Genomic DNA, 23,753 nt, shown 5'->3' on the forward strand with positions numbered 1-23,753 from the left:
TGTGACGATTGACGTCGAAGTGTGGACTTCGGCTCCGAGGTGGGTACGACGGTCGCGTCCGCGGCCCGGACAGGGAGGTCCGAGATGAAATACATGCTGCTCGCCTACACGAACAAGGCCGACTGGGAGACCGCCGACTACACGAGCCCCGAGTTCGTCGCGACGTGCCGGTTCTACGAGGAGATCGGTGCGGAGCTCACGGCCACGGGCGAGTTCGTCTCGACGGAGGGCCTCGGCGATCCCTCGCTGACCAGCACCGTTCGGAAGCAGGACGGCACAGCGGTCGCAGTCGACGGCCCGTTCGCCGAGGCCAAGGAGGTGCTCGCGAGCTTCGCGATCGTCGACTGCGCGACGCACGAGCGGGCCATGGAGATCGCGGCCAGGATCGTCGAGGCGGTGGGCGACACCGTCGAGGTGCGGCCGATCGGGTCAGACCCGAATGCCGGATAGGTCGGCGGCGGACCGTCCCTTCGAGTACCTGCTGCGCGAGCTCGCGCCGCAGGTACTCGGCGCGCTCGTGCGGCGCTACGGCCATTTCGACGCCTGCGAGGACGCCGTGCAGGAGGCGCTGCTCGCCGCCGCGCTGAAGTGGCCGGACGCGGGTGTGCCGGACGACCCGCGCTCGTGGCTGATCCGCATCGGCTCGTACAAGCTGATCGACCAGCTGCGCAGCGACCGGTCGCGAAGGGAGCGCGAGGCCGCTGATGCCGTCGCGATCCCGCGCACGGGCGATGCGGGCGGTGCGCCCGTCGCCGGCGACGACTCGCTCGTGCTGCTCTTCCTCTCCTGTCACCCGGCGTTGACCCAGGCGTCGCAGGTGGCGCTGACCTTGCGCGCCGTCGGCGGGCTCACGACCGGCGAGATCGCGGCCGCGTTCCTGGTGCCGGAGCCGACGATGGGCCAGCGGATCACCCGCGCGAAGGCGAAGCTGCGTGGTGCCACCTTCCGCATGCCACCGGCCGACGAGCTGGACGAGCGGCTGGCGAGCGTGCTCCAGGTGCTGTACCTGATCTTCAACGAGGGCTACTCCAGCACCGGTCGTGACGAGCTGGTCCGGGTCGAACTCACCGCGGAGGCGATCCGGCTGGCGCGGATGGCGCACCGCCAGCTGCCTGAGCACGGCGAGGTCGCGGGCCTACTGGCGCTGATGCTGCTCACCGACGCGCGGCGGGCCGCCCGCACCGGGCCGGCCGGCGAGCTGATCCCGATGGCCGAGCAGGACCGGACCCGCTGGGACGCCGCAGCCATCGCGGAGGGCACCGAGCTCGTCACCGACGCGATGCGCCGGACGGCGCTCGGGCCGTACCAGCTGCAGGCGGCCATCGCGGCGCTGCACGCCGAGGCCGCGGACGCCGACGCGACCGACTGGATGCAGATCCTCGGCCTCTACACACTGCTGGAGCGGATGACCGACAACCCGGTGGTCACGCTGAACCGGGCCGTCGCGGCCGCGATGGTGCACGGCCCCGACGCCGGCCTGCGGCTGCTCGACCGGCTCGCCGCCGACCCGCGCTTCGGCGGGCACCACCGCGCCGATGCCGTGCGGGCGCACCTGCTGGAGATGAAGGGGGACCTCGTCGGTGCCGCCGCCGGCTTCCGCACCGCCGCCCGGCGTGCGACGAGCCATCCGGAGCAGCGCTACCTGCTGAAGAAGGCCGCCGAACTCGCCTGAGGTCGGCGTCGACAACGACGTTCTGACCGTTTGTTAGCGCTCACAACAGCCAGAACGTCGTTGTCGACGACTCCCGGGCGGGTCAGCCGAGCACGTCGGTGATCGTCCCCGCCCCGACCGTGCGCCCGCCCTCGCGGATGGCGAAGCCGAGACCCTGCTCCAGCGGCACCGGCTTGCCCAGCCGGACGGTGACCTCGACGGTCTCGCCCGGTTGCGCCGACGGGAGCTCGCCGAGGTCGACGACCCCGACCACGTCGGTCGTGCGCAGGTAGAACTGGGGCCGGTACCCGCTCGAGATCGGCGTGTGCCGGCCGCCCTCCTGCCCCGTGAGCAGTCGGACCCGCCCGCGGAACGCGGACTGCGCCGTCACGCTGCCGGTCGCGACGACGAGCTGCCCGCGGGTGACCTGCTCGCGCCGGACGCCCCGCAGCAGCAGCGCGGCGTTGTCGCCGGCCTCGCCCTGCTCCATCACCTTGCCGAACGTCTCCAGCCCGGTGACGACCGCGCTGACGTGCGCATCGAGCTCGCTGAGCCCGACGACGTCGACGGTGTCGCCGACGCGGACTGTCCCGCGCTCGATCGCGCCCGTGACGACCGTGCCGCGCCCGGTGATCGTCATGACGTTCTCGACCGGCATGAGGAACGGCGCGTCCAGGTGCCGCTGGGGCACGGGGAAGTGCTCGTCGACCGCGTCGAGCAGCGTGACGACCGACTCCACCCAACGCGGCTCACCGCTGAGCGCGGCCAGCCCCGACACCGGGACGACCGGCGTGGCGTCGCCGTCGAAACCGTGCTCGGAGAGCAGGTCCCTGACCTCCAGCTCGACCAGCTCGATCAGCTCGGGGTCGGCGGCGTCGGCCTTGTTGAGCGCGACGACGATCCGATCGACGCCGACCCGCTGCGCGAGCAGCACGTGCTCACGCGTCTGCGGCATGACACCGTCCTGCGCGGAGACGACGAGGATCGCGCCGTCGACCTGCGCCGCGCCGGTGATCATGTTCTTCACGTAGTCGGCGTGCCCGGGCATGTCGACGTGCGCGTAGTGGCGCGTCGCCGTCTCGTACTCGACGTGCGCGATGTTGATCGTGATCCCGCGCAGCGCCTCCTCGGGCGCCCGGTCGATCCGGTCGAACGGCACGTACCGGCCGCCGCCCCGCTCCGCGAGCACCTTCGTGATCGCGGCGGTCAGCGTGGTCTTGCCGTGGTCGACGTGACCCATCGTGCCGATGTTGAGGTGCGGCTTCGTCCGCACGTACTGCTGCTTGCCCATGACTGTTCCAAGATCGGGTGTGTTCCGGTGCGGGGATCCCGCGTCGAGCGACCCTCCCCGGGGAGATCCCCTGGACGGCCAGGGGAGGGTCAGCCTCGGGCGCCTTCGACCTGCGCAGCCCACAGCGCGTCGGCTGCCGTGGCAGCGGACGTCGCGAGGGCGTTCAGGAACACGCCACCAGTCTGATCACGGGATCGCCCGCCCCGCAACGAGGTTTCACGTCGACAACGACGTATTGGCTGTTTGTGAGCGCTAACAACAGCCATTACGTCGTTGTCGACGGTTACTCGGCGCGAAGCTTGACGGGGAGCTCGGCCAGGCGCCACGTGCCGCCGTCGGGGGCGCGGGTGGGTTCACCGGCGAGTGCGAGGTCGGGGAACCTGCGCAGCAACGCGTCGAGCGCCACCTCCGTCTGGACCCTCGCGATCGAGGCGCCCAGGCAGAAGTGCGGGCCGTGCCCGAACCCGATGTGCGCTGCGGGGCCGGCGCCGCGCCGGACGTCGAGCCGGTCGGGGTCGGTGAACGCGGCCGGGTCGCGGTTGGCCGCCGCGATCGCCGCGCTGACCGCGGAGCCCTGCTCGATCCGCACGCCGTCGACGTCGACGTCCTCCTGCGCGAACCGCGGCGTGGTCAGCAGCTGCGGCCCGCACCAGCGCATGAGCTCCTCGACGGCACCGGTCATCAGGTCGGGCTCGGCCCGCAACGTCGCGAGCTGCTCGGGATGGGTCAGCAGGGCCTCGACCGCGTTCCCGATCAGGAGGGTCGGAGTCTGCCCCGCGAGCACGAGGTGCCAGACCAGCGTGACCATCTCGACGTCGGTGAGCCGGTCGCCCTCGTCGTGCGCGCGGACGAGGTCGGCCAGCACGTCATCGCCCGGCGCCGCCCGGCTGCGCTCGACGGCAGCCTTGGCGCCCTCGACGATCCCCGGCACGGCCTCGGCGAACGCCGTCCCGATCCCGGCCGCGACCGCGGCGCCGTACTCGCGCCACCGCGGGCGGTCCGGCTCGGGGATGCCGACCAGCTCGCAGATCACGTCCATCGGGAGCGGTCGGGCGAAGTGCGCGATCAGGTCGACCGAGCCGTCCTGCTCGTTGCCGGGCAGGTCGTCGAGCAACTGCGCGACGACGGCCTCGATGCGCGGCCGGAACCGTCCGGAGCGGCGGGCGGTGAAGGCGGGAGCGACGAGCTTGCGCAGCCGCGTGTGCTCGGGCCCCTCCCTCTCCGACATCGTCCGCATGTAGGCGAGGCACTGCTCGGGGATGCCCGGCGGGGGCATGAAGCTGCCCGAGTTGACCTGGAAGCGGGGGTCGGCGAGCAGGGCCTTCGCGTGTTCGTGCCGGGTGAGCGCGAGGAACGGGACGGGGAAGCCGGGCACGCCGAGCCGCGCCACCGGCGACTCGGCCCGCGCGCGCTCGTACGCCGTGAAGGGGTCGTTCAGGACGGCGACGTCCATCAGGTCGATCTCCGGGACTTCTGCCACGGCCACTCCTCAGATGTTCAGGTCAGATGTTCATATCATCTGAATGGTGACGGTATCTTGCCATCGGGAACGGGGCAAGGAGGGCAATGGGTCGGCTGAGCCGGTTGGAGCTGCAAGGGCGCAACCGCGCGAAGGTGCTGGCCGCGGCGAAGGACGAGTTCGCCGAACGCGGGTTCCGCGAGGCGAAGATCGACGTCATCGCCGAGCGCGCCGAGCTGACCAGGGGCGCGGTGTACTCCAACTTCCCCGGGAAGCGCGCGCTCTACTTCGCGGTGCTCGCCGAGGAGGCCGAAGCCGACGCCGATGGACCGCGTTCCGAACCGGGGCTCGACCCGCAGGAAGCCCTGGGCGCCTTCGCGAGGGCGTGGCTCGCACGACTTCCGCTCGCCGTCGACGATTCCGGCTGGCTCGCCCGCGACCTCATGCCCGAAGTGCTGGCCGACGAGCGGACACGACGGCCGTTCGCGCAGCTCATGCGGATCGACGCGATCCTGCTGGGGCTCGCACTGGAGCGCCTGCGACCCGGCCGGCGCATGGTGCGCGTCGCGGAGACCGCACTCACCCTGCTGCAAGGCGCGAGCCAGATGGCCGCGGCCGCGCCGGGATTCACCGAGATCTTCAACGTCGTCCGCGCCTGCGAGCAGCTCGCCGTGCTCGACCTCGACGACCGGTGGCCGGCGCCGCCGATCGTGCCGCCGGCCAGGCACGGCGACGAGCCTTGGACGCCACCCGCCGCCGTCGACATCGTGCGCCGCGCGCCGGCTCAGCTCGACGGCGACGGGGTGGTCGCCGTGCTCGGCCTGCACAGGGCGTCGGCCGTCGAGGAGTCGGTGCGGGCGCTGCCGGCAGCCGCGAGTGTCACGGCCGTGCTGGTCAGCAGCGCGCCGGAGGAGCTCGCGCCGCTGGTCAGGCTCGCCGTCGCCGATCTGCGCACCTGCCTTCGCCAGGCGTTCCCCGCCTCGGCGCTGCCGCGCCTGCAGGTCGTGTGCGACACGGACGGGACCGTCGCGAAGGCCGCGGGTGTGCCGTCGGTCAGCGATGCCACCGAGACCGCCGTCCGGATCGCCGCGGGCCGGATCGTCACCCGTGCCGAAGGCTGGGGCGCGTGCCACGCGGCGGCGACCGCCTGAACGACCGACAGAACCACGCGATCAGGCCGCACCCAAGGCGCGCAGCTGGGCGTATCGCAGCTTGAGCGGGCGGTTCTTGTTGACCGTGTCGTGCGCCTCGTCCGGCTCGACGCTGTTCGCGATCGCGACGGTGTTCATCAGCCCGACGATCCGGACGAGGTGCATGAGCCGGGCCTCGTCACGGTCGATCGGGTACTGCTCGCCGCTGGCGAGGCCGAGGATCCGGTCGGACCACATCGCCTCGACGTGCATCCCCGCCTCCTGCAGCACCACCCTGACCTGCGCGGCGATGCGCCGGGTCTCGAGCTCGTACCAGCCGGCGATCGTCCGCGCGTCGACGGGGAAGAGGCGGTCGTGGTCGCGGAGGTAGATCAGTTCGAGGGCGTAGGCGTGGCCGTACGCGCAGTAGCGGCAGCCGTTGTAGAGCGAGATGACGATGCACGCCAGATGCGTGCGCACAGGGCCGATGGCGTACAGGACCCACAGGTAGCAGGGCATGTTGACCATGAACCAGAGCAGCCCGCGCGCTGTGCCTCGCCACGCAACGATGTAGGGGATCATCCGTGGCGGAAATCCCCACATCACCCGGCATATGCCACCGAGTGCAGCGACGACGAGCTGGCGACCGGTCATCCCGCTCCTGACACAGGGTAGTCAAGAGACTACTCCCGATGAGATGCAGAAGCGTTGATGGATCGGTGACGCGGTCGGGTACGTCGGTGGGCGGCGCTCCTAGGAGCGCACGAACTGGCGCTGCAGGGCTTCGAGACGGGCGTGGCAGCGGGCCCGCCGCATCGAACGGACGCCGAGGCGGTGGGGCGCGGCGTGGAAGCGGCGCGGGCGGCGCGATGCAGGCGCGAACCGCGCGATCACTTCCTTGAAAGCCGACCCGGCAGCAGTGGCAGCCATAGATCACCTCGATGTGAGCCCGACGTGACCGCTGTTAGCCACGTCACACAAGGAGGGTAACCCTGGCTACCGCCCCGACCAAGCCCCGCCGGACTTCCCCACCGTTTTGTGCACTGCGCGCTGTTTTGGCGCGCAAGTGCACAAAACGGTGGGGAAGTTGGGGCGGATTGCCGCCGGGTCGGCAGGCGGGCGCGCGTCCGGACGACGCGCGCGGCGATGGGCACTACTGTGGCCGCATGACCGCTGCCGCAGCTCAGCCGAGCGGCTCCGGGCGTTCGCCGTTCGCCGACGCTTCGCCCGCGCGCATCAGGGACGCGCTCACGCCGGAGGACGCTGCCGCGTTCGATCAGCAGTGGAGGGCCCAGCAGTGGAGGGCACTGATGCAGAGGGCGACGGAGCAGCTCGATCTTGCCGACGTCCACGAGGCGTTGGAGTCGTGGCGGCGTGTCGCGTGGGTGACGTCGGCCCACGGCCACGGCGTCTACCGCCGTACCCTCGCGTCGGCGCAGGAGCGGCTGGAGTCGGGGGAACGTGCGACGGGTGCGGTTTCCTGGCACCAGCTGAAGGCGGAGCTCGGGCTGCCGGAGCGGGCCGGCTGAGCGAAGTTCCCCACCGTTTTGTGCACCTGCGCGCCGTTTTGGCGCGCAAGTGCACAAAACGGTGGGGAAGTTGGGGCGCTAGCCGCTGATCAACGCTCGGACGACGGAGGCGGCGGCCGCCCGCAGCGCGCCGCCGGTCGCGGGGTCGGCGATGCGGACGTCGACGGGTGGGGTCATCGTCGCGAGCTCCGCGGCCACGGCTTCCCGCAGGTCCTCCCCGAGCCGCGCGTACACGCCGCCGAGCACGACGGTGCGCACGTCGAGCAACGAGACCGCCGCACCCAGCGCGATCCGCAGCGAGCCGGCCGCCACCGCGAGCGCGGGACCCGGGTGTGCCACCAGCGCCTCGACGTCGGACGCCCCCGCCGCGCGCAGCAACGCGTCGAGCCCGGCGACCCGTTCCAGACAGCCGGCGCCGCCGCAGCTGCATGCCGGCCCGCCCGGCTCGACGACGACGTGCCCCAGCTCGCCCGCACACCCGCCCGGCCCGCGGAAGAGCGCACCGCCGAGCACGATGCCGGCGCCGATCCCGACGTCGGCGGAGACGTGCACGAAGTCGGCCGGCACGTCCCCGAACCACAGCTCGGCGAGCGCGGCGAGGTCCGCCTCGTTCGCCGCCCGCACGGGTGTGGCGAGCAGCGCCGACAGTCGCTCCGGGGCGTCGACGTCGTCCCATCTCGGCAGGTTGGGTGCGCGGCGCAGCACACCGGCGGCGTCGACGAGCCCCGGCAGCGCGACGCACGCGCCAGCGACCGGGAGCCCCGCCCCCGCGACGACGTCCGCCGCGAGCCGGGCAGCGGCGCCCAGCCCGACGTCGGGCGGCTGGTCGCGGTGGTCCGAAGCGACCCGCCTGCTCACCCGTACCGTCCCGGAGAGGTCGACGACGCTCGCGCCGACGTGCTCGACCCCGATCTCCAGCCCGAGCCCCGCCGGGCCGGAGCGGTTGAGCTGCAGCGGGCTCGCCGGCCGGCCCGTAGCGCCGCGGACGGCCGAGAGCTCGGTCAGCATCCCGGCCGCGATCAGGTCATCGACCAGCGACGACACTGTGCCGCGGGTCAGCCCGGTGTGCTCCGCGACGCGGGCGCGCGACACCGGTTCCGCCTCCGCGACGTACCCGAGCACGAGCGCCCGGTTGTGCCTCCGGACGGTCTGCTGCCCCGCGGGAGCGGGGACGGCGACGAGGCCGCCGCTCATCCCCACCGCGGCGCAGTCAGCTCCCGGACGGCCGCGTACCGCTCGCGCACTGCGGGCCTCGGCTCCGCCTCGAACCGCTCGGCGTCGGCGACGGACCACTGCGGCGGCCGGTCGGCCCCGGAGAGCACCCACGCTGCCTGCCTGGCCGCTCCGTCGGCGACGTACTCACCGGGCGTCGGACGCAGCACCGGGTGCCCGAGCACGGCCGGCGCGATCGACGCGACGGCGTCCGAGCGCGCCGCGCCGCCGACGAGGAAGACCCGCCGCACCGGCACACCGGCCTCGACCAGCGCGTCGAGCGCGTCGGCCAGCCCGCAGAGCAGCCCTTCCGCAGCGGCCCGCGCCAGGTGCGCCGGCGTCGACGTCCCCAGCGTCAGCCCGTGCAGCGAGCCGGTCGCGTCGGGCTTGTTCGGCGTGCGCTCCCCCTCCAGGTACGGCACGAGCACCAACCCGCCGGCCCCGGCCGGCGCGGTCAGGGCGAGCCGCGCCAGCTCGGCGTGGTCGACCCCGAGCACGGTCGCGGTCGCGTCGAGCACACGGGCGGCGTTGAGCGTGCACACCAGCGGCAGGTGCTCGCCGGTCGCCGACGCGAAGCCGGCGATGATGCCCGTCTCGTCTGATGTCGGCGTGGCGCTCACCGCGGAGACGACGCCGGACGTGCCGAGCGAGATGACGACGTCACCTTCCGCAGCACCGAGCCCCAGAGCCGCGCCGGCGTTGTCCCCCGCTCCCGGTCCGAGCAGCACGCCGTCGGGCGTCCGACCGGCCTGCTCCGACGGGCCCAGCACCCGCGGGAGCACGACGTCGGAACGGCCAAGCGCGAGTTCCAGCAGCTCGGGTACGTAGGAGTTGGTGACGCCGGAGAAGTAGCCCGTCCCGGATGCATCGCTGCGATCGGTGATGAGATCGGCGAGGTCGCCGGTGCCGCGCAGCTTCCAGGTGAGCCAGTCGTGCGGGAGGCAGACGGCCGCCGTCCGGGCCGCGTTCTCCGGCTCGTTGGTGGCGAGCCAGCGCAGCTTCGTCACCGTGAAGGCCGCGAGCGGCAGGCTGCCGGTCGCCTCGGCCAGCGCCTTCGCGCCGTACTCCGCCGCGAGGTCGTCGGCCGCCGCCGCGGAGCGGGTGTCGTTCCACAGCAGCGCCGGCCGGACGACCTCACCGTCTGCATCGAGGCACACCATCCCGTGCTGCTGGCCGGCCACTGCGATCGCAGCGACGTCGGCCAGGCCGCCGGCCGCCGCGATGGCGTCCTGCAGCGCGTCCCACCAGGCAGCAGGGTCGACCTCGGTGCCGGCGGGGTGCTTCGCGCGCCCCTCGCGGACGAGCGCGCCGTTCGCCGCGTCCCTGATCACGATGCTGCAGCCCTGCGTCGACGAGTCGACGCCGGCGACCAGCCCAGCTGTCATCGCGCACCCAGGAGGTGCTCGACGGCGAGCTGGTTCAGCCGGACGAACCCGTAGCCGCGCTCGCCCGCCTTGTCGGCGTCGAAGTCCTCGAACGCGCTGCGGTCGGCGACCAGGTCGGCCAGCGACTCGCCGGCGTCGAGCGTCGGCTGCGCGAGCGCTCCGACCCCCGCGACGGACATCGCCTCGACGACCTCCGGGTCGGCACGGAACGCCGCTGCCCGCTCGCGGAGCAGCAGGTACGTGCGCATGTTCGCGGCGGCGGAAGCCCAGACGCCGTCGAGGTCCTCGGTGCGCAGCGGCTTGTAGTCGAAGTGCCGCGGGCCGTCGTAGCCGGGACCGCCGCCGACCGGGCCGTTCTCCAGCAGGTCGACCGTGGCGAACGCGCTCAGCAGGTCGCCGTGGCCGAAGACCAGGTCCTGGTCGTACTTGATGCCGCGCTGGCCGTTGAGGTCGATGTGGAAGAGCTTGCCGGCCCAGAGCGCCTGCGCGATGCCCGCGGTGTAGTTGAGGCCCGCCATCTGCTCGTGCCCGACCTCGGGGTTGATGCCGACGATGTCGCCGTGCTCCAGCTCCGCGATGAATGCCAGCGCGTGGCCGAGCGTGGGCAGCAGGATGTCGCCGCGCGGCTCGTTCGGCTTCGGCTCGATCGCGAACCGGATGCCGTAGCCCTGCTCCTTCACGTAGGCGCCGAGGGTGTCGATGGCCTCGCGGTAGCGGTCGAGCGCGGCGCCGATGTCCTTGCCGGAGTCCACCTCGGCGCCCTCGCGCCCGCCCCAGAAGACGTACGTCGAGGCGCCGAGCTCGGCGGCGAGGTCGAGGTTGCGCACGACCTTGCGCAGCGCGAACCGGCGCACCGACCGGTCGTTGCTGGTGAACGCGCCGTCCTTGAACACGGGGTGGGTGAACAGGTTCGTCGTCATCATCGGGACGACGAGGCCCGTCGACTCGAGCGCCGCCCGGAACCGGCTGATGATCGCGTCGCGCTCCGCGCCCTGCGTCCCGAACGGGATGAGGTCGTCGTCGTGGAACGTGACGCCCCACGCGCCGAGCTCCGCGAGGCGGTTCACCGACTCGACGGGGTCGATCGCGGGACGGGTCGCGTCGCCGAACGGGTCGCGGGCGGCCCAGCCGACCGTCCAGAGCCCGAAGCTGAAACGGTCCGCGGGGGTCGGCTGCACCATGGGAAGACTCCTTTGTTCAGGCATCGAACAAACACGTCGACGGTAGCGCGCAAAGACCCCGAACAACACCCCACAAGAGCCCGGGGGTTGCCAGGAAAGCCACTTTCCTGGCGTGAGGTGCCAGGAAAGCCACTTTCCTGGCAACCCCGGCGCGCCCCTACGGCCCTGTGAGTGCCGCTCGCGGCGACGGCCACGCTGCCAGTGCCGCACGGACGTCCGGGTGGGTCTCGGCCGCCAGCGCCTCGGCGTACGCCCGGTCCAGCACGTCGTCGATCAGCACCCGCTCGCCCGTCTCCGCCGAGCGCACCGCGGCCTCGACCATCACCAGGCTGAGGAGGTTCTCGTGCACCTCACCCATCGGTGTGGAGCCGCTCGCCAATGCGTCGACGAACACCTCCAACGCCCCGGCGATCCCGGAGTACGCCGCCAGTGGCCGGTCCGCGGGCGGGAACGGCGCGTGCAGCACGGGGTCGTGGTCGCCGTCCCAGCTCGCGCTCCCCTTCTCCCCGCTGACCCGCCAGACGCCGTTCCACGACGTCTCCGTGCCGGGGGCGCACCAGCTCCCCGTGTACGAGTAGCGCGCGCCGCCTTCCATCGTGAACACCGCCGACGCCGACGCGGCCCCGTCGAACCAGCTCCACGGCGGGTTGTAAGCCTCGCAGTAGGCGGCGACAGGCTCCGCGCCCAGCAGGTAGCGCGCAGAGTCGAACGCGTGGATCGCCATGTCGACGAGCAGTGGGTGCGCCATCCGCTCGCGGAACCCGCCGAACCGCGGCGCGCGGAAGAACTCGGTGGTGAGCGATCCGACCGCGCCGAGGTCCTCGACCATCGAGCGGAGCGCGAACAGCTGCGGGTTCCACCGCCGCGACTGGCTGACCATCAACATCCGCCCAGTGGCCTCGGCCGCGGCCGCCAGCGAGAGCGCCTTGGGCACGGTGTCCGCCACCGGCTTCTCGCCCAGCACGTCGAGGCCGGCGAACATGGCGGCGGTCGCCACCTCGTGGTGCGCCTCCGGCACCGTCACGTTGACGATCGCCGTGGCGCCGGTCGCGCGGGCGAGCTCCACCGCGTTGTCGCCGACAGGTATCGGGGTCGCGAGCCCCGCGGCGGCGTCGCGGGCCACCGCGAGGTCGAGATCGGCGATGCCGACCAGCTCGGCGTGCGGCGTGGCCTCGATCGTGTCGCGCCACGCCAGGCCCATGCTGCCGGCGCCGACGAGCACCACCTTCAGCGGAGTCATTCGATCGGCCCCGTGTAGGACTTGCCGTTGAAGAAGTCCTCGGTGTCGTACCGCAGCAGCACGGGCAGCTCGCGCCTGTCGCGTTCGGTCCGGGCCCACTGCACGCCGTTCGCGATGACCCTGCGGACGTCCTTGTGGTGGTAGGTCGGGTAGTCCTGGTCGCCAGGGCGGAAGTAGAAGATCCGCCCGTGCCCGCGGTGGAACGTGCAGCCGCTGCGGAACACCTCCCCGCCGGAGAACGAGCTGATGAAGATCAGCTCGTCGGGAGTGGGGATGTCGAAGAGCTCGCCGTACATCTCGTCCTCCTCGATGACGAGCGGGTGCGGCACCCCCTTCGCGATGGGGTGCGTCGGGTCGACGGTCCAGATGAGCTCGCGGTCGTGCTCGCTGCGCCAGCGCAGCGTGCAGCTGGTCCCCATGAGCTTCACGAAGATCTTCGACCAGTGCCCCGAGTGCAGCACGACGAGCCCCATGCCGGAGAGCACGTGCTGGTGCACCCGCTCGACGACCTCGTCGGCGACCTCGCCGTGCGCGGCGTGGCCCCACCAGACCAGCACGTCGGTCGCGGCGAGCGACTCCTCGGTGAGGCCGTGCTCCGGGTCGTCGAGCGTCACGGTGCGCACGTCGCACCCTTCGCCCAGGTTCTCGACGATGCCTTCGGCGATCGTCGTGTGCATGCCCTGCGGGTAGATCTTCGCGACATGCTCTTCGATCTGCTCGTGGCGGTTCTCGCCCCAAACGGTGACGCGGATGGGAGTCACTTCCGGGTTCTGCCTTTCGTTCGGTCGATCACTTGACGGCTCCGCTGGAGACGCCGGCGGCCACGTAGCGCTGCGCCACGACGAGCAGCACCACGGCGGGCAGGGACGCGAGCACGGCCGTGGCCATCACCGAGCTCCAGTCGCTCACGTAGGCCCCGATGTACTGGTAGATCCCGAGGGTCACCGGGCGGACGTCCTCCGTGGTCGTGAGCGTGAGCGCGAACAGGAAGTCGCTCCACGTGAAGAGGAACGTGAAGAGCGCGGCCGTGATGAGCGCGTTGCGGCTCATCGGGAGGACGATCGCGACGAACGTCCGGATCTGGCCCGCACCGTCGACCCGCGCCGCCTCCGTGACCTCGCTCGGGATGGCCCCGAGGAACGCCCGCATGATCAGGATCGCGAACGGGATCCCGTGCGTCGAGTCGGCGAGGATCAGCCCCGGTATCGAGTTCAGGAGCCCGAGGTCGTTGTACGCGCTGTACAGGGCGTTGGCGACGACGATGCCGGGGATCATCTGGCTGATCAGGATCCCGAAGAGCACGATCCCCGCGCCGCGCACCCGGAAGTGCGCCAGCGCGTACGCCGCGGGTGTCGCGACGAGCAGGCTGAACACCACGCTCCCCGCTCCGACGACGAGGCTCGTGAGCAGGTGCCCACCCTGCTCGCGCACGGCCGTGGCGTAGCCGTCGAAGGAGAGCTGCAGCGGGATCCACGGCGTCCCGACCGCCGAGCCGCTCGGCTGCAGCGAGACGTTGAGCATCCAGTAGAGCGGGAAGAGCATCACGGCGAGCAGCAGCACGCCGATCACGGTGTTGCTCCATTTCCTCGTCATCCGCGCACCGCCTTCCGGTTGGCGCGCAGGTAGAGCAGCGCGAACACCAGCGAGATCACGATGAGGACGTTCCCCAGCGCGGCTCCCTCGCCGAACCGGAACTCCCGGAAGGACAGGTGGTAGGACTGCGTCGCGATGGTCTGCGTCGCGTTGGCCGGGCCGCCGCCGGTGAGCCCGAGGATGATGTCCAGCACCTTGATCGTGTAGACGACGCCGAGCACCAGCACGACGTTCACCACCGGCCGCAGCAACGGCCACGTGACGTGCCGGAACGCCCGCCAGCCCGTCGCTCCGTCCAGTGCGGCGGCCTCGTACAGCTCCTCGGGCACGTCCTGCAGCCCGCCGTAGAGGATCGTCGTGTTGAACGGGATGCCGATCCAGATGTTCACCCCGATCACCGCGATCAGCGCCAACGACGTGCTCGTGAGCCAGCCGGGGTTCTCCCCCACCAGCCCGAGCCCGCCGAGGAAGCGGTTGAGCGCGCCGTTGTCCTGGTCGAGGATCCACCGCCACACGGCGCCGGAGACGATCAGCGGGATCAGCCACGGCAGGAGCAGCAACGAGCGCAGCAGCCCGCTGAGCGGGAACTTCCGTTGGAAGAACACCGCGATGGCCAGCCCGATGCAGAACTGCCCGGCGATCGACCCCACGGTGAACAGCACCGTGTTGAGCATCGCCTGGCCGAAGAGCGGCGACGCCAGGACGGTCGCGTAGTTGTCCAGGCCGACCCACGGCGCCTCACCGGTGTAGAAGGTGCGGGTCGTGTACTCCTGGAAGCCCATCACGACGTTCTGCACGACCGGGTAGCCGAAGAAGAGCGCCAGGTAGAGCACAGCCGGGACGAGGAAGGCGACCTGCAGCAGCCGTTCCCGGCGGCGGGGTGCCCACCACGGCTCCCGCAGCCGCGCCGGGAGCGCGGCGGCGGGCACCCTGCGGGTCGCCGTGGCGACCTCACCCATTCTGGGCCTGCTGCAGCGCCTGCTGCGGGCTCGCGCCACCGGTGATCGCCGTCTGCACCGCGGTGTAGATCTTGGTGGCGGTCGCCGGCCACTCGGCTCCGAGCTTGCCCGTGCGCGATCGGGCCGTCTGCACCTGCGCGGTGAACGCCGCCATTCTCGGCACCTCGCTCACGAAGCGTTCGCGCAGCGCCGTCTTGGTCGGGACGGTGTTGCGCTCGCTCGCCAGCGCCAGCTGGGTGTCGTCGGTGTTGAGGCACTTGACGATCTCGGCCGCCTTCGCCTGCCGCGCCGCGTTGCCGGTCTGCGGGAGCGTCCAGGTCTCCCCGCCGAGCGGCGCCACCGCCGTCGCGCCGGCCCGCGGTACGGGGATCGGCACGACGTCGTAGTTCAGGCCCTGCACCTTGTCCAGCGCCGGGAACTGCCACGGTCCGTTGACCATCATCGCGGCGTTGCCGGCCGCGAACTGGTCCTTGACGTCGGCCTGCCCCCAGTTCAGCACCGACCGGGAGGCCGAGCCGGAGTTGACGAGATCCACCCACAGCTGCAGCGCCTGTGCCGTCTCCGGCCCCGCGATGTTGGTCTCGTCGCCGCCGTTGGACCACATGAACGGCAGGAACTGCCACGCACCCTCGTAGTCCGCCACCGCGGAGAACGCGACGCCGTACCGCTCGCCCTTCGTGAGCGCGGCTGCCGCGGTCTTGAGCTCGTCCCAGGTGGTCGGGGGCGTGATGCCGGCCTCGGCCAGCAGGTCCTTGTTGTAGAAGAGTCCGATCGTGTTGGTCACCGGCTGGAGGCCGTAGACCTTGCCCTCGAACGTCGACGCGCTGACGACGCCCTCGGCGTACCCGTCGGTGGAGAGGCCGAAGTCGCTGATCGGGGCGAGCGCGCCGGTCGCCGCGATCTGCTGCACGTCCGGGTTGTCTAGCATCAGGACGTCCGGGAGCGTGCGTGACGACGCCTGCTGGAGCACCTTCGGGATGAGCGAAGCGCCCGGCACGACCTCCCGCTCGATCTTGACGCCCGCCTGCTGGCCGCAGGTGTCGAGCGTCTTGGCGTACACCGAGCGGTCGGGCTCGTTGTTGTAGTAGTCCAGCACCCGGATCGTGCTGGCGTCGCCGCCGCCGGGGCCGGCCGTCCCGCCTCCGCCGCACGCCGCCAGCGCCATCCCGGCCACCGCGACCAGTGCGGTGAGCTCCAGTACTGCTCCTCGTCGAGCCATGTCTGGTTTCCTCTCGCAGATGTCGATACGTATCGATACTGGGCGTGCGTCGGGCCGTTCCGATGCGCTCACGCGCTACGGGACGGCGAGGGTGGTTTCTCTACGGGTGAGCCGGGGGGTCACGAGCTCGACGAGCTCGGCAGCTGGGTCGTCGCGCCGGTCGAGCAGCCGGAACAGCGTGGACATGGCGCGCCGCGAGACGTCGCGCGGCTCCAGCGAGACGTTCGTGACCTGTGGGGTGCTGGTTTCGGCAACGGCGTCGGTGCACAAACCGACGAGCGAGACGTCGCGGCCGGGGACGAGGCCGTGGTCGAGGAGCGCCTGCAGCACGTGCGGCGTCTGCACTTCGGAGTTGGGCAGGATCAGGCCGGGCCGGCTGCCGGCGATCTCCAGTGCCTTCCGGACGGCGCCGCGGGCACCCTCGCGCCCCGTCGCGTCCGGCGCGACGACCTCGTGGCCGATGCCGTGCAGCACCGCCGCCGAAGCCGTGCCGCCGAGGAAGCGCTTGACGTAGTTGACGTTGCGCTCGATCACGGCGGGCGCGTAGCCGATGACCACGACCTTCTCGTGCCCGGCCGCGACCATCTCCTCGACGGCGAGCCGTCCGGCGCTGTCGAAGTCGACGTCGACGCAGTGCAGGCCGGCGCTGTCGTCCGGGACGCCGATGAGGATCACCGGAACGTCCAGCGACGCCGCCACCGGGATCCGCGCGTCCTCGGCGCCGATGTCCATCATGACGATCGCGTCGCACAGCCTGCGGCCGGCGAGCCGGGTGAGGCCGGCCGAGCCCTCGTCGGCGGTGACCAGGATGACGTCGTGGTCCTCGGCGCGCGCACAGCTCGCGATCGTCTCGATGAACGGGAGCAGCCCGCTCGGCTCGACACCCGGCGCGAACGGGATCACCAGCCCGATCACCTGGGTGCGCTGGCTCGCCAGCGCGCGAGCGCCGGCGTTGGGCTGGTAGGTGAGCTGCTCGATGGCCGCCTCGACACGGCGGCGCGTCTCCTCGGAGATCGAGCGGCGCCCGCTCATGACGTAGGAGACGGTGCTCTGCGAGACACCGGCGAGCCGGGCGACGTCGCGGCTGGTGACCATGCGCCGTCGCCCCCTTCGTCGGGTTGCCGTCGATACGCATCGACAGTGCCGCGGATGGTAGCCACGTGCCTTCTCGGCGCGCAACCCCCGGAATAGGCCGGAACCGCTCGACGGTTGCTCGCGACATGACCGCCTCGGAGTTCGACCCGCACGCCCTGCTCGCCGAGAGCAGCATCGGGGTCCTCGCGACGATCAAGTCGAACGGCTTGCCGCACCTGTCCCCTGTCACCCCGCACTACGACCGCGAGGCGGGAGTCGTCCTCGTCTCGATGCGCGAAGGCCTCGCCAAGACGAAGAACCTGCGCCGGGACCCGCGGGCCGCGCTGGAGGTGACCAGCAAGAACGGCTGGGAGTGGGCGACGGCGGAAGGCTCCGTGACGCTCACCGGCCCCGGCACCGACCCGAACGGCCCCGAGGTGGAAGCCCTCGTCGACTACTACCGCAGGGCGGGCGGCGAGCACCCCGACTGGGACGAGTACCGCGCGGTGATGGTCTCGGACAAGCGGGTCCTCATGCAGCTGAAGGTCGACAAGGTCTACGGGCAGCGGATCCGCTGACGGGCCTGACCCCAAGTTCCCCATCGTTTTGGGTGGATGCGCGCTGAAAAAGCGCGCAAGTACCCAAAACGATGGGGAAGTTCGGGGCCCCGCCACCCCCGAGGTGGGCTGCGCCTACGCGACCGTGGGGACCTGGAGTTCCGTCACCCACTCCGTGGGGTCCGCCGGGCGGGCGATGGAGACTTCACGGGAGTGCCGGGCCGTGAGGCGGCTGCCGTTCTCGTCGAGCCACCGGGCGAGCACCTGCACCGTCGGCAGGATGCCGTCCATCGGTCCGCAGTGCACGATCGTGGCCGCGCGCTCGACGCCGGCCAGCTCGACCATCCCGACGCCGTCGACCTCCGCGTCCTCCGCCACCGGCAGCCCGGCGTGCACGGCGACGCCGCCGGTGTGCTGGATGTCCTCGTAGCGGGTCACGCCGGGGCCGACGACGGCGACGCCCGCGGCGTCGAGGCGGGTGCGCAGGTCGTCGAACAGCGACGTCACGACCGGCCCGATCTCGCGCGGGTCGAAGCTGCCGGAGGTGGCGGTCAGCTCGGCCACCCGCAGCGGCGGGAGGCTCTTGATGACGACGGGTTCGGTGGACATCCGGCTCTCGCTCTCGATGGTCCGGAGCCTCGACTCGACCTCGGCCAGCCTGGCCCGGGCGTCGGACATCACCGCCTCCAGCTCGACCCGCCGCAGCCGCAGCATCCCGCGCAGCTCGTCGGCGGTCACGCGGTCCTGCAGGATCGTCTTGACCTGCTGGAGGCTGAAGCCCAGCTCCTTCAACGCGACGATGCGGTTGAGCTGTGCGAGCTGGCCTGCGCGGTAGTGGCGGTAGCCGGTGGTGGGGTCGACCCGGGCCGGTCGGAGCAGTCCGATGGCGTCGTAGTGGCGAAGCATCCGAACCGATACGCGGCCGAGCGAGGCGAAGTCTCCGATGGTGAACATGACGGCTCCGAGTAGACGGCCTCACACAGTGACAGGGTCAAGCGTGGGCCCGCGTCGAGAACGACGTTGTGGCTGAATGGCGAAGCTCCTATTCAGCCACAACGTCGTTGTCGACGGCTAGCTTTCTCTTGATTCACACCGCGGACCACCCGCCGTCGACGGTCAACGTCGCACCGTGGACGTTGGTGGAGTCGGCGCCGGCGAGGAACACGACGGCTTTCGCGACCTCCTCGGTCGTGCTGACCCGTCGGGCAGGGGCCCTGGCGATCAACGGCGCGATGTGGTCCGCGAACCGGACGCTGCGCGGGGTGCTCGTCGGGCCGGGCGCGACGGTGTTCACCCGGACGCCGTGCGGCCCGTACTCCGCCGCCCACGACTTCGTCAGCGAGTGGATCGCCGCCTTCGTCGTGCTGTAGAGCGCGGATCCGGCCATCCCGACGAGCCCGTTGATCGAGCCGATGTTGACGATCGCGCCGCGGCCGCGCTCCGCCATCCGGGGCGCGACCAGGCCGGTCAGCAGGAACGCGGCCTTGATGTTCACCGCCAAGGCACCGTCGATCAGCTCCTCGTCGACGTCCGCCGTCGGACCGGGCTTGATCAACATTGCGGCGTTGTTGACCAGGACGTCGAGCGGGCCGCCGGCCAGCTCGTGCGCCGCGGCGGCGAGCTCGCGGGCCGCCGGTGCGCCACGGCCGAGATCGGCCGCCACGAACGCCGCCCGCCCACCCGCCTCGACGATCTGCGCCACGACCTTCTCGCCGCGCTCCCGATCGCGCCCGCTCACCACGACCTGCGTGCCGCCGGCCGCGAGCGCAACCGCGATGGCTGCCCCGATGCCGTCGGTCGAGCCGGTGACCAGTGCGGTCGAGTGCTTCCGTGCTTCGGACATGATCTTCTCCGTCGGTCCGTGGTGTTGACGGAACCCACGCTGCCGACCATAAAATGGACCCGCAAGTCCAGATCTTGGAGGCGTCGTGCCCGGAACGCTCACCGCAAAAGGCGCCGCGACCCGGCAGCGGATCGTCGAAGGGGCCGCTGCCGAGATCAGGGACCGCGGCGTGCTCGCCACCACGCTCGACGACGTCCGCGCCCGCACCGCGACCAGCAAGAGCCAGCTCTTCCACTACTTCCCCGGCGGCAAGGAAGACCTCCTGCTGGCCGTCGCCGAGCTGGAAGCCGCCCGCGTCATCAGCGTCCAGCAACCGCACCTCGGCGACCTCACGTCGTGGCCGGCATGGGAGGCGTGGCGCGAGCGGGTGCTCGACCACTACCGCGAGCAGGGCCGCCGCTGCCCGCTCAACGTCGTGACGTCGCAGCTCGGGCGCAGCACGCCGGGTGCGCAAGCCGTCGTCACCGAGCTGATCGCGATCTGGCAGGGCGAGATCGCCACCGGCATCCGGCACATGCAGGCGAGTGGCGAGATCGCCACCGACGTCGACCCCAACCGGTCGGCGGCCGCGCTGGTCGCCGGGATCCAGGGCGGCGTCCTGATCATGCTCAGCACGGGCGGCCTCGGCCACCTCGAAGCCGCGTTGGGCGCGGGCATCGACGCCCTGCGTCGCAGTAGAAGGTCGCGGTAGAAATCAGTAGTGATCACCGAACCCGAGGTCGGCACGGCAGCCGGCACCGTCAGAGGCCGGAACGAGCACGGTCTCGCGGTGTTCCGCGGCATCCCGTACGCGCAGCCGCCCGTCGGCGCGCTGCGCTTCGCCGCGCCGGAGCCTGCCGCGAAGTGGGACGGCGTGCGAGATGCGGGGCGATTCGGCCCACGCCCGCCGCAGCCACCGGCGGTCGGGGCCACGCAGGACGTCGACGGCTCGGACGACTGGCTGACGCTCAACGTGTGGTCGCCCGACCTCGGCGCGCGGCTGCCGGTGATGGTCTACATCCACGGCGGCGCGTACCTGCACAACGGCTCGGACAACCCGCACAGCGACGGCGCCGTGCTCGCCGCCACAGGCGCGGTGGTGGTCAGCATGAACTACCGCCTCGGCTTCGAGGGCTTCGCGCACGTCGACGGCGCACCCGACAACCGCGGCATCCTCGACCAGGCCGCCGCGCTGCGCTGGGTGCAGGACAACATCGACGGGTTCGGCGGCGACCCGGGCAATGTCACGGTCTTCGGCCAGTCGGCAGGCGCGGGGTCCGTCGCGGCACTGCTCACGATGCCGACGGCCGCCGGGCTGTTCCGCCGCGCCATCGCGCTGAGCGTGCCGAGCACGTTCTTCACACCGGAGCTCGCCGCCGACGTCTCGGCGAGCATCACCGCCGAGCTGGGCCGTCCGGCCACGCTCGCGTCGCTCGTGGACGTCGCGCCGTCGGATCTTGTGCGCGCCACCCGCTCGGTCACCCTGTCGCTGCCGCAGCGGGAAGCGGAGTGGGGTCCGATCGCGCACACCCCGACGCCGTTCTCGCCGGTGGTCGACGGCGACGTCCTCGCGTCCGCGCCGTGGGAGGCGCTCGCGGGCGGCGCCGGCCGGGGCGTCGACCTGATCGCGGGCCACACCCGCGACGAGTTCAGCCTGCTCGCCTACCGGCAAATGGAAGCCGCGGACGTCACCGCCCTGATCGACGGGCTTGCACCGGGCGGGAGCGCCGCGTACGGCGCCGCCTTTCCGGAGGCCGACACGGCGACGCTGTACGGGACGGTCATGTCCGACTGGCTGATGCGCATGCCGAGCCTGCACCTGGCCGAGGCGCACGCCGCAGGCCGCGGCAACGCGTGGGTGTACGAGCTGGGCTGGTGGTTCGGCCCGGCGGGGGCGTCGCACAGCCTCGACGTCCTGCTGCTGCTCGGCACCCTCCACCACGGCGACCTGCTCGCGGCCGCCACCAGGCCCGACGCCGCAGCGGAGGCGGACCGGCTCGGCCGGCTGATGCGCGCCGAGTGGCTGAGCTTCGCGACGACCGGCGACCCCGGCTGGGCCCGGTACGCCGACGGCCGCGCCACCCGCGTCTACGACGCCGACACCCGCACCCTCCCTTACCCGGAGGAGGCCTCGCGCCGGATCTGGGCGGGGTACCGGTTCGGGACGCTCGACTTGAGAACGCAGTGAGCGTCACCGCCGCCCGCCGCGCGGAGTTCGAGCAGGTGGTGTCGATCGCTCAGCAGTGGGCCGAAACCGACGGCGGCATCGTCGCGCTCGGCCTCGCCGGCTCGTGGGCGCGCGGAGCGGAGCGCATGTCGTCCGACGTCGACGTCGTCGTCCTGACCGACGCCCCAGGGAGCTACGCGTCCTCGACGGAGTGGCTCGGCCCCTTCGGCGACCCGCCCGTGGTCAGGACGCAGCGGTGGGGCGTGCTCATCGAGCGGCGGGTGCGGCTCGAGTCCGGGTTCGAGATCGAGTTCGGGTTCGTGACGCCGGACTGGGCGTCGACCGATCCCGTCGACGCGGGAACGCACCGGGTCGTGAGCGACGGGATGCGCCCCCTCCACGACCCCGCCGGGCTGCTGGCGCGGGTGAACGCCGCGGTGCGCCCCGGGTCGGGGTATTGATCTCCAGCTGGACGGGCAGGGATCGAACCTACGTGGGCGAGATTCAGAGTCTCGCTGGCGAGCCAACACACCACCGTCCATCAGCCGGCCCGGCAGGAGTCGAACCTGCGACTACCCGGTTCGTAGCCGGGTGCTCTGTCCTCTGAGCTACGGGCCGCTGTCGGGGTGGTGGGACTCGAACCCACGTCGTCCTGCTCCCAAAGCAGGTGGCCTGGCCGCTGGCCCACACCCCGTACACCTCGCTCCCGGTGACGGGGCGAGGCGATCAGGGTCGCTGCTGCAGGCTCATGCCGAGAAGGTTAGCGAGCGACGGGGATCGGCGAAATCGAAATAACGCGCCCTCCCGTGTGTGATGCAGGACACATCAACGGACTGTCCCCCCGACGCCGATGGTTCGTCCCCCCGGTGAAACCCACCGAGGAGGACATCATGCACAAGGTCATCGTCGCCCAGTTCGTCTCGCTCGACGGCGTCATCGAGGACCCCGACGGTTCCGGCGGCACACCGTTCGGCGGCTGGGCGTTCCGGTACGGTCCCGGCCCGGTCGCCGGGGACAAGTTCCGGCTGGGCGAGGTCCTCGACACCGGCGTCAAGCTGCTCGGCCGCACGACCTGGGAGCTGTTCGCCGGCATTTTCGCCGCCCGCGACGACGACTTCTCCCGCCGCCTGACCGGCATGCAGAAGCTCGTCGCCTCGCGGTCGCTCCAGAACACCGACCGCTGGGCCAACTCCACCCTCCTGGAGGGCGACCTGATCAAGGCCGTGGCCGAGCGGCGCGAGCACCAGGACGTCCTGGTCACCGGCAGCGCCAGCATCGTCGACCAGCTGGTTGCGCACGACATGGTCGACGAGTTCCGGCTGATGGTCTTCCCGATCGTGCTCGGCAAGGGCCGCCGGCTCTTCGACGGCGCGAGCGCGCCCGTCGAGCTGGAGCTGGTGTCGAGCGAGGACGCCGGCGCCGGCGCGCTGCGCCAGATCTACACCCGCAAGTGACCCGGAACCCGACAAGAGGAACGGACGGACCAGCCATGACCGAGAACGACAACACCGAAGCCGTGCGAGACGTCCTGCGCCAGGCGTACAGCGCGTGGGCCGACAACGACGCCGACGCCTTCGCCGCCCTGTACACCGACGACGCCACCGTCGTGATGCCCGGCGTCTTCCACCCCGATCGCGCCACGATCCACGGCTACATGAGCGCCGGGTTCGCGGGGCCGCTCAAGGGCTCGCGCGCCGTCGACGAGGAGCGCAGCCTGCGCGTACTGGGCGATTCCGCCATCGTGATCAGCCGCTCGATCATCCTGATGGCCGGCGAGAGCGACGTCCCCGACGACGCCGACGCGCGTGCGGTCACGGCGACGTGGGTGCTCACCCGCACCGCGGACGGCTGGAAGATCGCCGCGTACTCGAACGCCCCGGAAGCGCGCTGATCGACCGGGATGCAGAATCGGCCGCACGAGCGACGACCGAAGGGCGGCCGATGCGGTACGCACTCCTGATCAACGAACGGCCCGGGGCCTACGACGGCTTCGACGCCGAGCGGCGAGAGTCGATCAGCGCCGAGTACACGGCCATCCGCAACGACGAGCGGGTGTACAACGGCGAGCGGCTCCAGCCGGCCGCGACCGCGACCACCGTCAGGGCGTCGGGCGAGGAGCTCCTGCTCACCGACGGCCCGTTCGCCGACACCAAAGAGGTGTTCGGCGGGTTCTTCCTCATCGAAGCCCCCGACCTGGACGGCGCGCTCGAACTCGCCGCGCGCATCCCCGCCGTCCGGCTCGGGGGATCGGTGGAGATCCGCCCCCTGCTCGACCACTGACGGC

General features: G+C 71.6%; 26 protein-coding genes and 3 tRNA genes. 11 read left to right on the forward strand and 18 right to left on the reverse strand.

Annotation, left to right across the window (positions count from 1 at the left end):
- Nucleotides 1–84 precede the first annotated feature (84 nt).
- On the forward strand, nt 85–450 hold the full coding sequence (locus LL648_RS02630; RefSeq protein WP_232660731.1) for a YciI family protein: 366 nt from the start codon (nt 85–87) through the stop codon (nt 448–450).
- The gene (locus LL648_RS02635; protein WP_232660732.1) at nt 440–1,672 is read left to right on the forward strand and encodes an RNA polymerase sigma factor; all 1,233 of its coding nucleotides are present in this window, start codon (nt 440–442) and stop codon (nt 1,670–1,672) included. Before LL648_RS02630 ends, LL648_RS02635 begins: the two co-directional genes overlap by 11 nt.
- Nucleotides 1,673–1,754: 82 nt before the next feature.
- Here the strand turns inward: LL648_RS02635 and tuf are convergent, their stop codons facing one another.
- Nucleotides 1,755–2,942 (reverse strand): elongation factor Tu, encoded by a 1,188-nt coding sequence (gene tuf, locus LL648_RS02640; RefSeq protein WP_232660733.1) that lies wholly within the window; start codon nt 2,940–2,942, stop codon nt 1,755–1,757.
- Nucleotides 2,943–3,225: 283 nt separating this feature from the next.
- On the reverse strand, nt 3,226–4,422 hold the full coding sequence (locus tag LL648_RS02645) for a cytochrome P450 family protein (RefSeq protein WP_232660734.1): 1,197 nt from the start codon (nt 4,420–4,422) through the stop codon (nt 3,226–3,228).
- An 86-nt stretch (nt 4,423–4,508) separates the two neighbouring features.
- Between LL648_RS02645 and LL648_RS02650 the strand changes: the two genes are divergently transcribed.
- A complete protein-coding gene (locus LL648_RS02650) occupies nt 4,509–5,552 on the forward strand; it encodes a TetR/AcrR family transcriptional regulator (RefSeq protein ID WP_232660735.1) in 1,044 nt (347 codons plus the stop codon).
- A gap of 21 nt (nt 5,553–5,573) precedes the next feature.
- Here LL648_RS02650 and LL648_RS02655 read toward each other — a convergent pair whose 3' ends face one another.
- Nucleotides 5,574–6,113, reverse strand: coding sequence for a hypothetical protein (locus LL648_RS02655; protein ID WP_232660736.1), 540 nt, complete (start codon nt 6,111–6,113; stop codon nt 5,574–5,576).
- A 171-nt stretch (nt 6,114–6,284) separates the two neighbouring features.
- A complete protein-coding gene (locus LL648_RS02660; protein ID WP_232660737.1) occupies nt 6,285–6,461 on the reverse strand; it encodes a hypothetical protein in 177 nt (58 codons plus the stop codon).
- A 236-nt stretch (nt 6,462–6,697) separates the two neighbouring features.
- Here LL648_RS02660 and LL648_RS02665 point away from each other — a divergent pair, with 236 nt between their 5' ends.
- Nucleotides 6,698–7,060 (forward strand): DUF6247 family protein, encoded by a 363-nt coding sequence (locus tag LL648_RS02665; RefSeq protein ID WP_232660738.1) that lies wholly within the window; start codon nt 6,698–6,700, stop codon nt 7,058–7,060.
- 78 nt (nt 7,061–7,138) lie between these two features.
- Here LL648_RS02665 and LL648_RS02670 read toward each other — a convergent pair whose 3' ends face one another.
- The 9 genes from LL648_RS02670 to LL648_RS02710 all read right to left on the reverse strand — a co-directional run bounded on the left by LL648_RS02670 (nt 7,139) and on the right by LL648_RS02710 (nt 16,944).
- Complete coding sequence (locus LL648_RS02670; protein ID WP_232660739.1) at nt 7,139–8,254, reverse strand: ROK family transcriptional regulator; 1,116 nt, start codon at nt 8,252–8,254, stop codon at nt 7,139–7,141.
- Entirely contained in the window at nt 8,251–9,657 is a 1,407-nt protein-coding gene (xylB, locus tag LL648_RS02675; protein ID WP_232660740.1) for a xylulokinase, read from the reverse strand. Before xylB ends, LL648_RS02670 begins: the two co-directional genes overlap by 4 nt.
- A complete protein-coding gene (gene xylA, locus LL648_RS02680; protein ID WP_232660741.1) occupies nt 9,654–10,838 on the reverse strand; it encodes a xylose isomerase in 1,185 nt (394 codons plus the stop codon). Before xylA ends, xylB begins: the two co-directional genes overlap by 4 nt.
- 157 nt (nt 10,839–10,995) lie before the next feature.
- A complete protein-coding gene (locus LL648_RS02685) occupies nt 10,996–12,078 on the reverse strand; it encodes a Gfo/Idh/MocA family protein (RefSeq protein ID WP_232660742.1) in 1,083 nt (360 codons plus the stop codon).
- A complete protein-coding gene (locus LL648_RS02690; RefSeq protein ID WP_232660743.1) occupies nt 12,075–12,839 on the reverse strand; it encodes a ThuA domain-containing protein in 765 nt (254 codons plus the stop codon). Before LL648_RS02690 ends, LL648_RS02685 begins: the two co-directional genes overlap by 4 nt.
- A gap of 28 nt (nt 12,840–12,867) precedes the next feature.
- Complete coding sequence (locus LL648_RS02695; RefSeq protein ID WP_232660744.1) at nt 12,868–13,671, reverse strand: carbohydrate ABC transporter permease; 804 nt, start codon at nt 13,669–13,671, stop codon at nt 12,868–12,870.
- Nucleotides 13,668–14,630, reverse strand: a complete 963-nt coding sequence (locus LL648_RS02700) for a carbohydrate ABC transporter permease (RefSeq protein WP_232660745.1) — start codon at nt 14,628–14,630, stop codon at nt 13,668–13,670. Before LL648_RS02700 ends, LL648_RS02695 begins: the two co-directional genes overlap by 4 nt.
- Nucleotides 14,623–15,849 carry a sugar ABC transporter substrate-binding protein gene (locus tag LL648_RS02705; protein ID WP_232660746.1) on the reverse strand — a complete coding sequence of 409 codons (1,227 nt, stop codon included), beginning with the start codon at nt 15,847–15,849 and terminating at the stop codon, nt 14,623–14,625. Before LL648_RS02705 ends, LL648_RS02700 begins: the two co-directional genes overlap by 8 nt.
- A 75-nt stretch (nt 15,850–15,924) precedes the next feature.
- Entirely contained in the window at nt 15,925–16,944 is a 1,020-nt protein-coding gene (locus LL648_RS02710; RefSeq protein ID WP_232660747.1) for a LacI family DNA-binding transcriptional regulator, read from the reverse strand.
- Nucleotides 16,945–17,069: 125 nt separating this feature from the next.
- Here LL648_RS02710 and LL648_RS02715 point away from each other — a divergent pair, with 125 nt between their 5' ends.
- Nucleotides 17,070–17,501 carry a PPOX class F420-dependent oxidoreductase gene (locus tag LL648_RS02715; RefSeq protein ID WP_232660748.1) on the forward strand — a complete coding sequence of 144 codons (432 nt, stop codon included), beginning with the start codon at nt 17,070–17,072 and terminating at the stop codon, nt 17,499–17,501.
- 114 nt (nt 17,502–17,615) lie between these two features.
- Here LL648_RS02715 and LL648_RS02720 read toward each other — a convergent pair whose 3' ends face one another.
- Complete coding sequence (locus LL648_RS02720; protein ID WP_232660749.1) at nt 17,616–18,434, reverse strand: MerR family transcriptional regulator; 819 nt, start codon at nt 18,432–18,434, stop codon at nt 17,616–17,618.
- A gap of 133 nt (nt 18,435–18,567) precedes the next feature.
- A complete protein-coding gene (locus LL648_RS02725; protein ID WP_232660750.1) occupies nt 18,568–19,323 on the reverse strand; it encodes an SDR family NAD(P)-dependent oxidoreductase in 756 nt (251 codons plus the stop codon).
- 85 nt (nt 19,324–19,408) lie between these two features.
- Here LL648_RS02725 and LL648_RS02730 point away from each other — a divergent pair, with 85 nt between their 5' ends.
- Genes LL648_RS02730 through LL648_RS02740 form a run of 3 tightly spaced genes read left to right on the forward strand, consistent with a single transcriptional unit; the run spans nt 19,409 to nt 21,930 of the window.
- Nucleotides 19,409–20,014 carry a TetR/AcrR family transcriptional regulator gene (locus tag LL648_RS02730; protein ID WP_232660751.1) on the forward strand — a complete coding sequence of 202 codons (606 nt, stop codon included), beginning with the start codon at nt 19,409–19,411 and terminating at the stop codon, nt 20,012–20,014.
- 9 nt (nt 20,015–20,023) lie between these two features.
- Complete coding sequence (locus tag LL648_RS02735) at nt 20,024–21,490, forward strand: carboxylesterase/lipase family protein (RefSeq protein ID WP_232660752.1); 1,467 nt, start codon at nt 20,024–20,026, stop codon at nt 21,488–21,490.
- Entirely contained in the window at nt 21,487–21,930 is a 444-nt protein-coding gene (locus tag LL648_RS02740; protein WP_232660753.1) for a nucleotidyltransferase domain-containing protein, read from the forward strand. Before LL648_RS02735 ends, LL648_RS02740 begins: the two co-directional genes overlap by 4 nt.
- Nucleotides 21,931–21,937: 7 nt before the next feature.
- Here LL648_RS02740 and LL648_RS02745 read toward each other — a convergent pair.
- The 3 genes from LL648_RS02745 to LL648_RS02755 all read right to left on the reverse strand — a co-directional run bounded on the left by LL648_RS02745 (nt 21,938) and on the right by LL648_RS02755 (nt 22,163).
- Nucleotides 21,938–22,010 (reverse strand) — tRNA-OTHER (locus tag LL648_RS02745).
- A gap of 4 nt (nt 22,011–22,014) precedes the next feature.
- Nucleotides 22,015–22,087 (reverse strand) — tRNA-Arg (locus LL648_RS02750).
- Between the two features lie 3 nt (nt 22,088–22,090).
- Nucleotides 22,091–22,163: transfer RNA gene (locus LL648_RS02755), tRNA-Pro, on the reverse strand.
- 196 nt (nt 22,164–22,359) lie between these two features.
- Here LL648_RS02755 and LL648_RS02760 point away from each other — a divergent pair.
- Genes LL648_RS02760 through LL648_RS02770 form a run of 3 tightly spaced genes read left to right on the forward strand, consistent with a single transcriptional unit; the run spans nt 22,360 to nt 23,749 of the window.
- Nucleotides 22,360–22,923, forward strand: a complete 564-nt coding sequence (locus LL648_RS02760; RefSeq protein ID WP_232660754.1) for a dihydrofolate reductase family protein — start codon at nt 22,360–22,362, stop codon at nt 22,921–22,923.
- 35 nt (nt 22,924–22,958) lie between these two features.
- The gene (locus LL648_RS02765; protein ID WP_232660755.1) at nt 22,959–23,360 is read left to right on the forward strand and encodes an SgcJ/EcaC family oxidoreductase; all 402 of its coding nucleotides are present in this window, start codon (nt 22,959–22,961) and stop codon (nt 23,358–23,360) included.
- Between the two features lie 50 nt (nt 23,361–23,410).
- The gene (locus LL648_RS02770; protein ID WP_232660756.1) at nt 23,411–23,749 is read left to right on the forward strand and encodes a YciI family protein; all 339 of its coding nucleotides are present in this window, start codon (nt 23,411–23,413) and stop codon (nt 23,747–23,749) included.
- Nucleotides 23,750–23,753: the final 4 nt, after the last annotated feature.

Origin of the sequence: Pseudonocardia sp. TRM90224, assembly GCF_021245725.1 — a bacterium.
Lineage (GTDB): Bacteria > Actinomycetota > Actinomycetes > Mycobacteriales > Pseudonocardiaceae > Pseudonocardia.

Bases quoted from the DNA above. Each gene is read 5' to 3' on its own strand.
- tuf (WP_232660733.1), bottom strand. From the start codon at position 2,942: ATGGGCAAGCAGCAGTACGTGCGGACGAAGCCGCACCTCAACATCGGC.
- LL648_RS02630 (WP_232660731.1), top strand. From the start codon at position 85: ATGAAATACATGCTGCTCGCCTACACGAACAAGGCCGACTGGGAGACC.
- xylB (WP_232660740.1), bottom strand. From the start codon at position 9,657: ATGACAGCTGGGCTGGTCGCCGGCGTCGACTCGTCGACGCAGGGCTGC.
- LL648_RS02770 (WP_232660756.1), top strand. From the start codon at position 23,411: ATGCGGTACGCACTCCTGATCAACGAACGGCCCGGGGCCTACGACGGC.
- LL648_RS02685 (WP_232660742.1), bottom strand. From the start codon at position 12,078: ATGACTCCGCTGAAGGTGGTGCTCGTCGGCGCCGGCAGCATGGGCCTG.
- LL648_RS02725 (WP_232660750.1), bottom strand. From the start codon at position 19,323: ATGTCCGAAGCACGGAAGCACTCGACCGCACTGGTCACCGGCTCGACC.
- LL648_RS02665 (WP_232660738.1), top strand. From the start codon at position 6,698: ATGACCGCTGCCGCAGCTCAGCCGAGCGGCTCCGGGCGTTCGCCGTTC.
- LL648_RS02705 (WP_232660746.1), bottom strand. From the start codon at position 15,849: ATGGCTCGACGAGGAGCAGTACTGGAGCTCACCGCACTGGTCGCGGTG.
- LL648_RS02715 (WP_232660748.1), top strand. From the start codon at position 17,070: ATGACCGCCTCGGAGTTCGACCCGCACGCCCTGCTCGCCGAGAGCAGC.
- LL648_RS02710 (WP_232660747.1), bottom strand. From the start codon at position 16,944: ATGGTCACCAGCCGCGACGTCGCCCGGCTCGCCGGTGTCTCGCAGAGC.
- LL648_RS02700 (WP_232660745.1), bottom strand. From the start codon at position 14,630: ATGGGTGAGGTCGCCACGGCGACCCGCAGGGTGCCCGCCGCCGCGCTC.
- LL648_RS02695 (WP_232660744.1), bottom strand. From the start codon at position 13,671: ATGACGAGGAAATGGAGCAACACCGTGATCGGCGTGCTGCTGCTCGCC.
- LL648_RS02765 (WP_232660755.1), top strand. From the start codon at position 22,959: ATGACCGAGAACGACAACACCGAAGCCGTGCGAGACGTCCTGCGCCAG.
- xylA (WP_232660741.1), bottom strand. From the start codon at position 10,838: ATGGTGCAGCCGACCCCCGCGGACCGTTTCAGCTTCGGGCTCTGGACG.
- LL648_RS02720 (WP_232660749.1), bottom strand. From the start codon at position 18,434: ATGTTCACCATCGGAGACTTCGCCTCGCTCGGCCGCGTATCGGTTCGG.
- LL648_RS02635 (WP_232660732.1), top strand. From the start codon at position 440: ATGCCGGATAGGTCGGCGGCGGACCGTCCCTTCGAGTACCTGCTGCGC.
- LL648_RS02670 (WP_232660739.1), bottom strand. From the start codon at position 8,254: ATGAGCGGCGGCCTCGTCGCCGTCCCCGCTCCCGCGGGGCAGCAGACC.
- LL648_RS02660 (WP_232660737.1), bottom strand. From the start codon at position 6,461: ATGGCTGCCACTGCTGCCGGGTCGGCTTTCAAGGAAGTGATCGCGCGG.
- LL648_RS02650 (WP_232660735.1), top strand. From the start codon at position 4,509: ATGGGTCGGCTGAGCCGGTTGGAGCTGCAAGGGCGCAACCGCGCGAAG.
- LL648_RS02655 (WP_232660736.1), bottom strand. From the start codon at position 6,113: ATGATCCCCTACATCGTTGCGTGGCGAGGCACAGCGCGCGGGCTGCTC.
- LL648_RS02760 (WP_232660754.1), top strand. From the start codon at position 22,360: ATGCACAAGGTCATCGTCGCCCAGTTCGTCTCGCTCGACGGCGTCATC.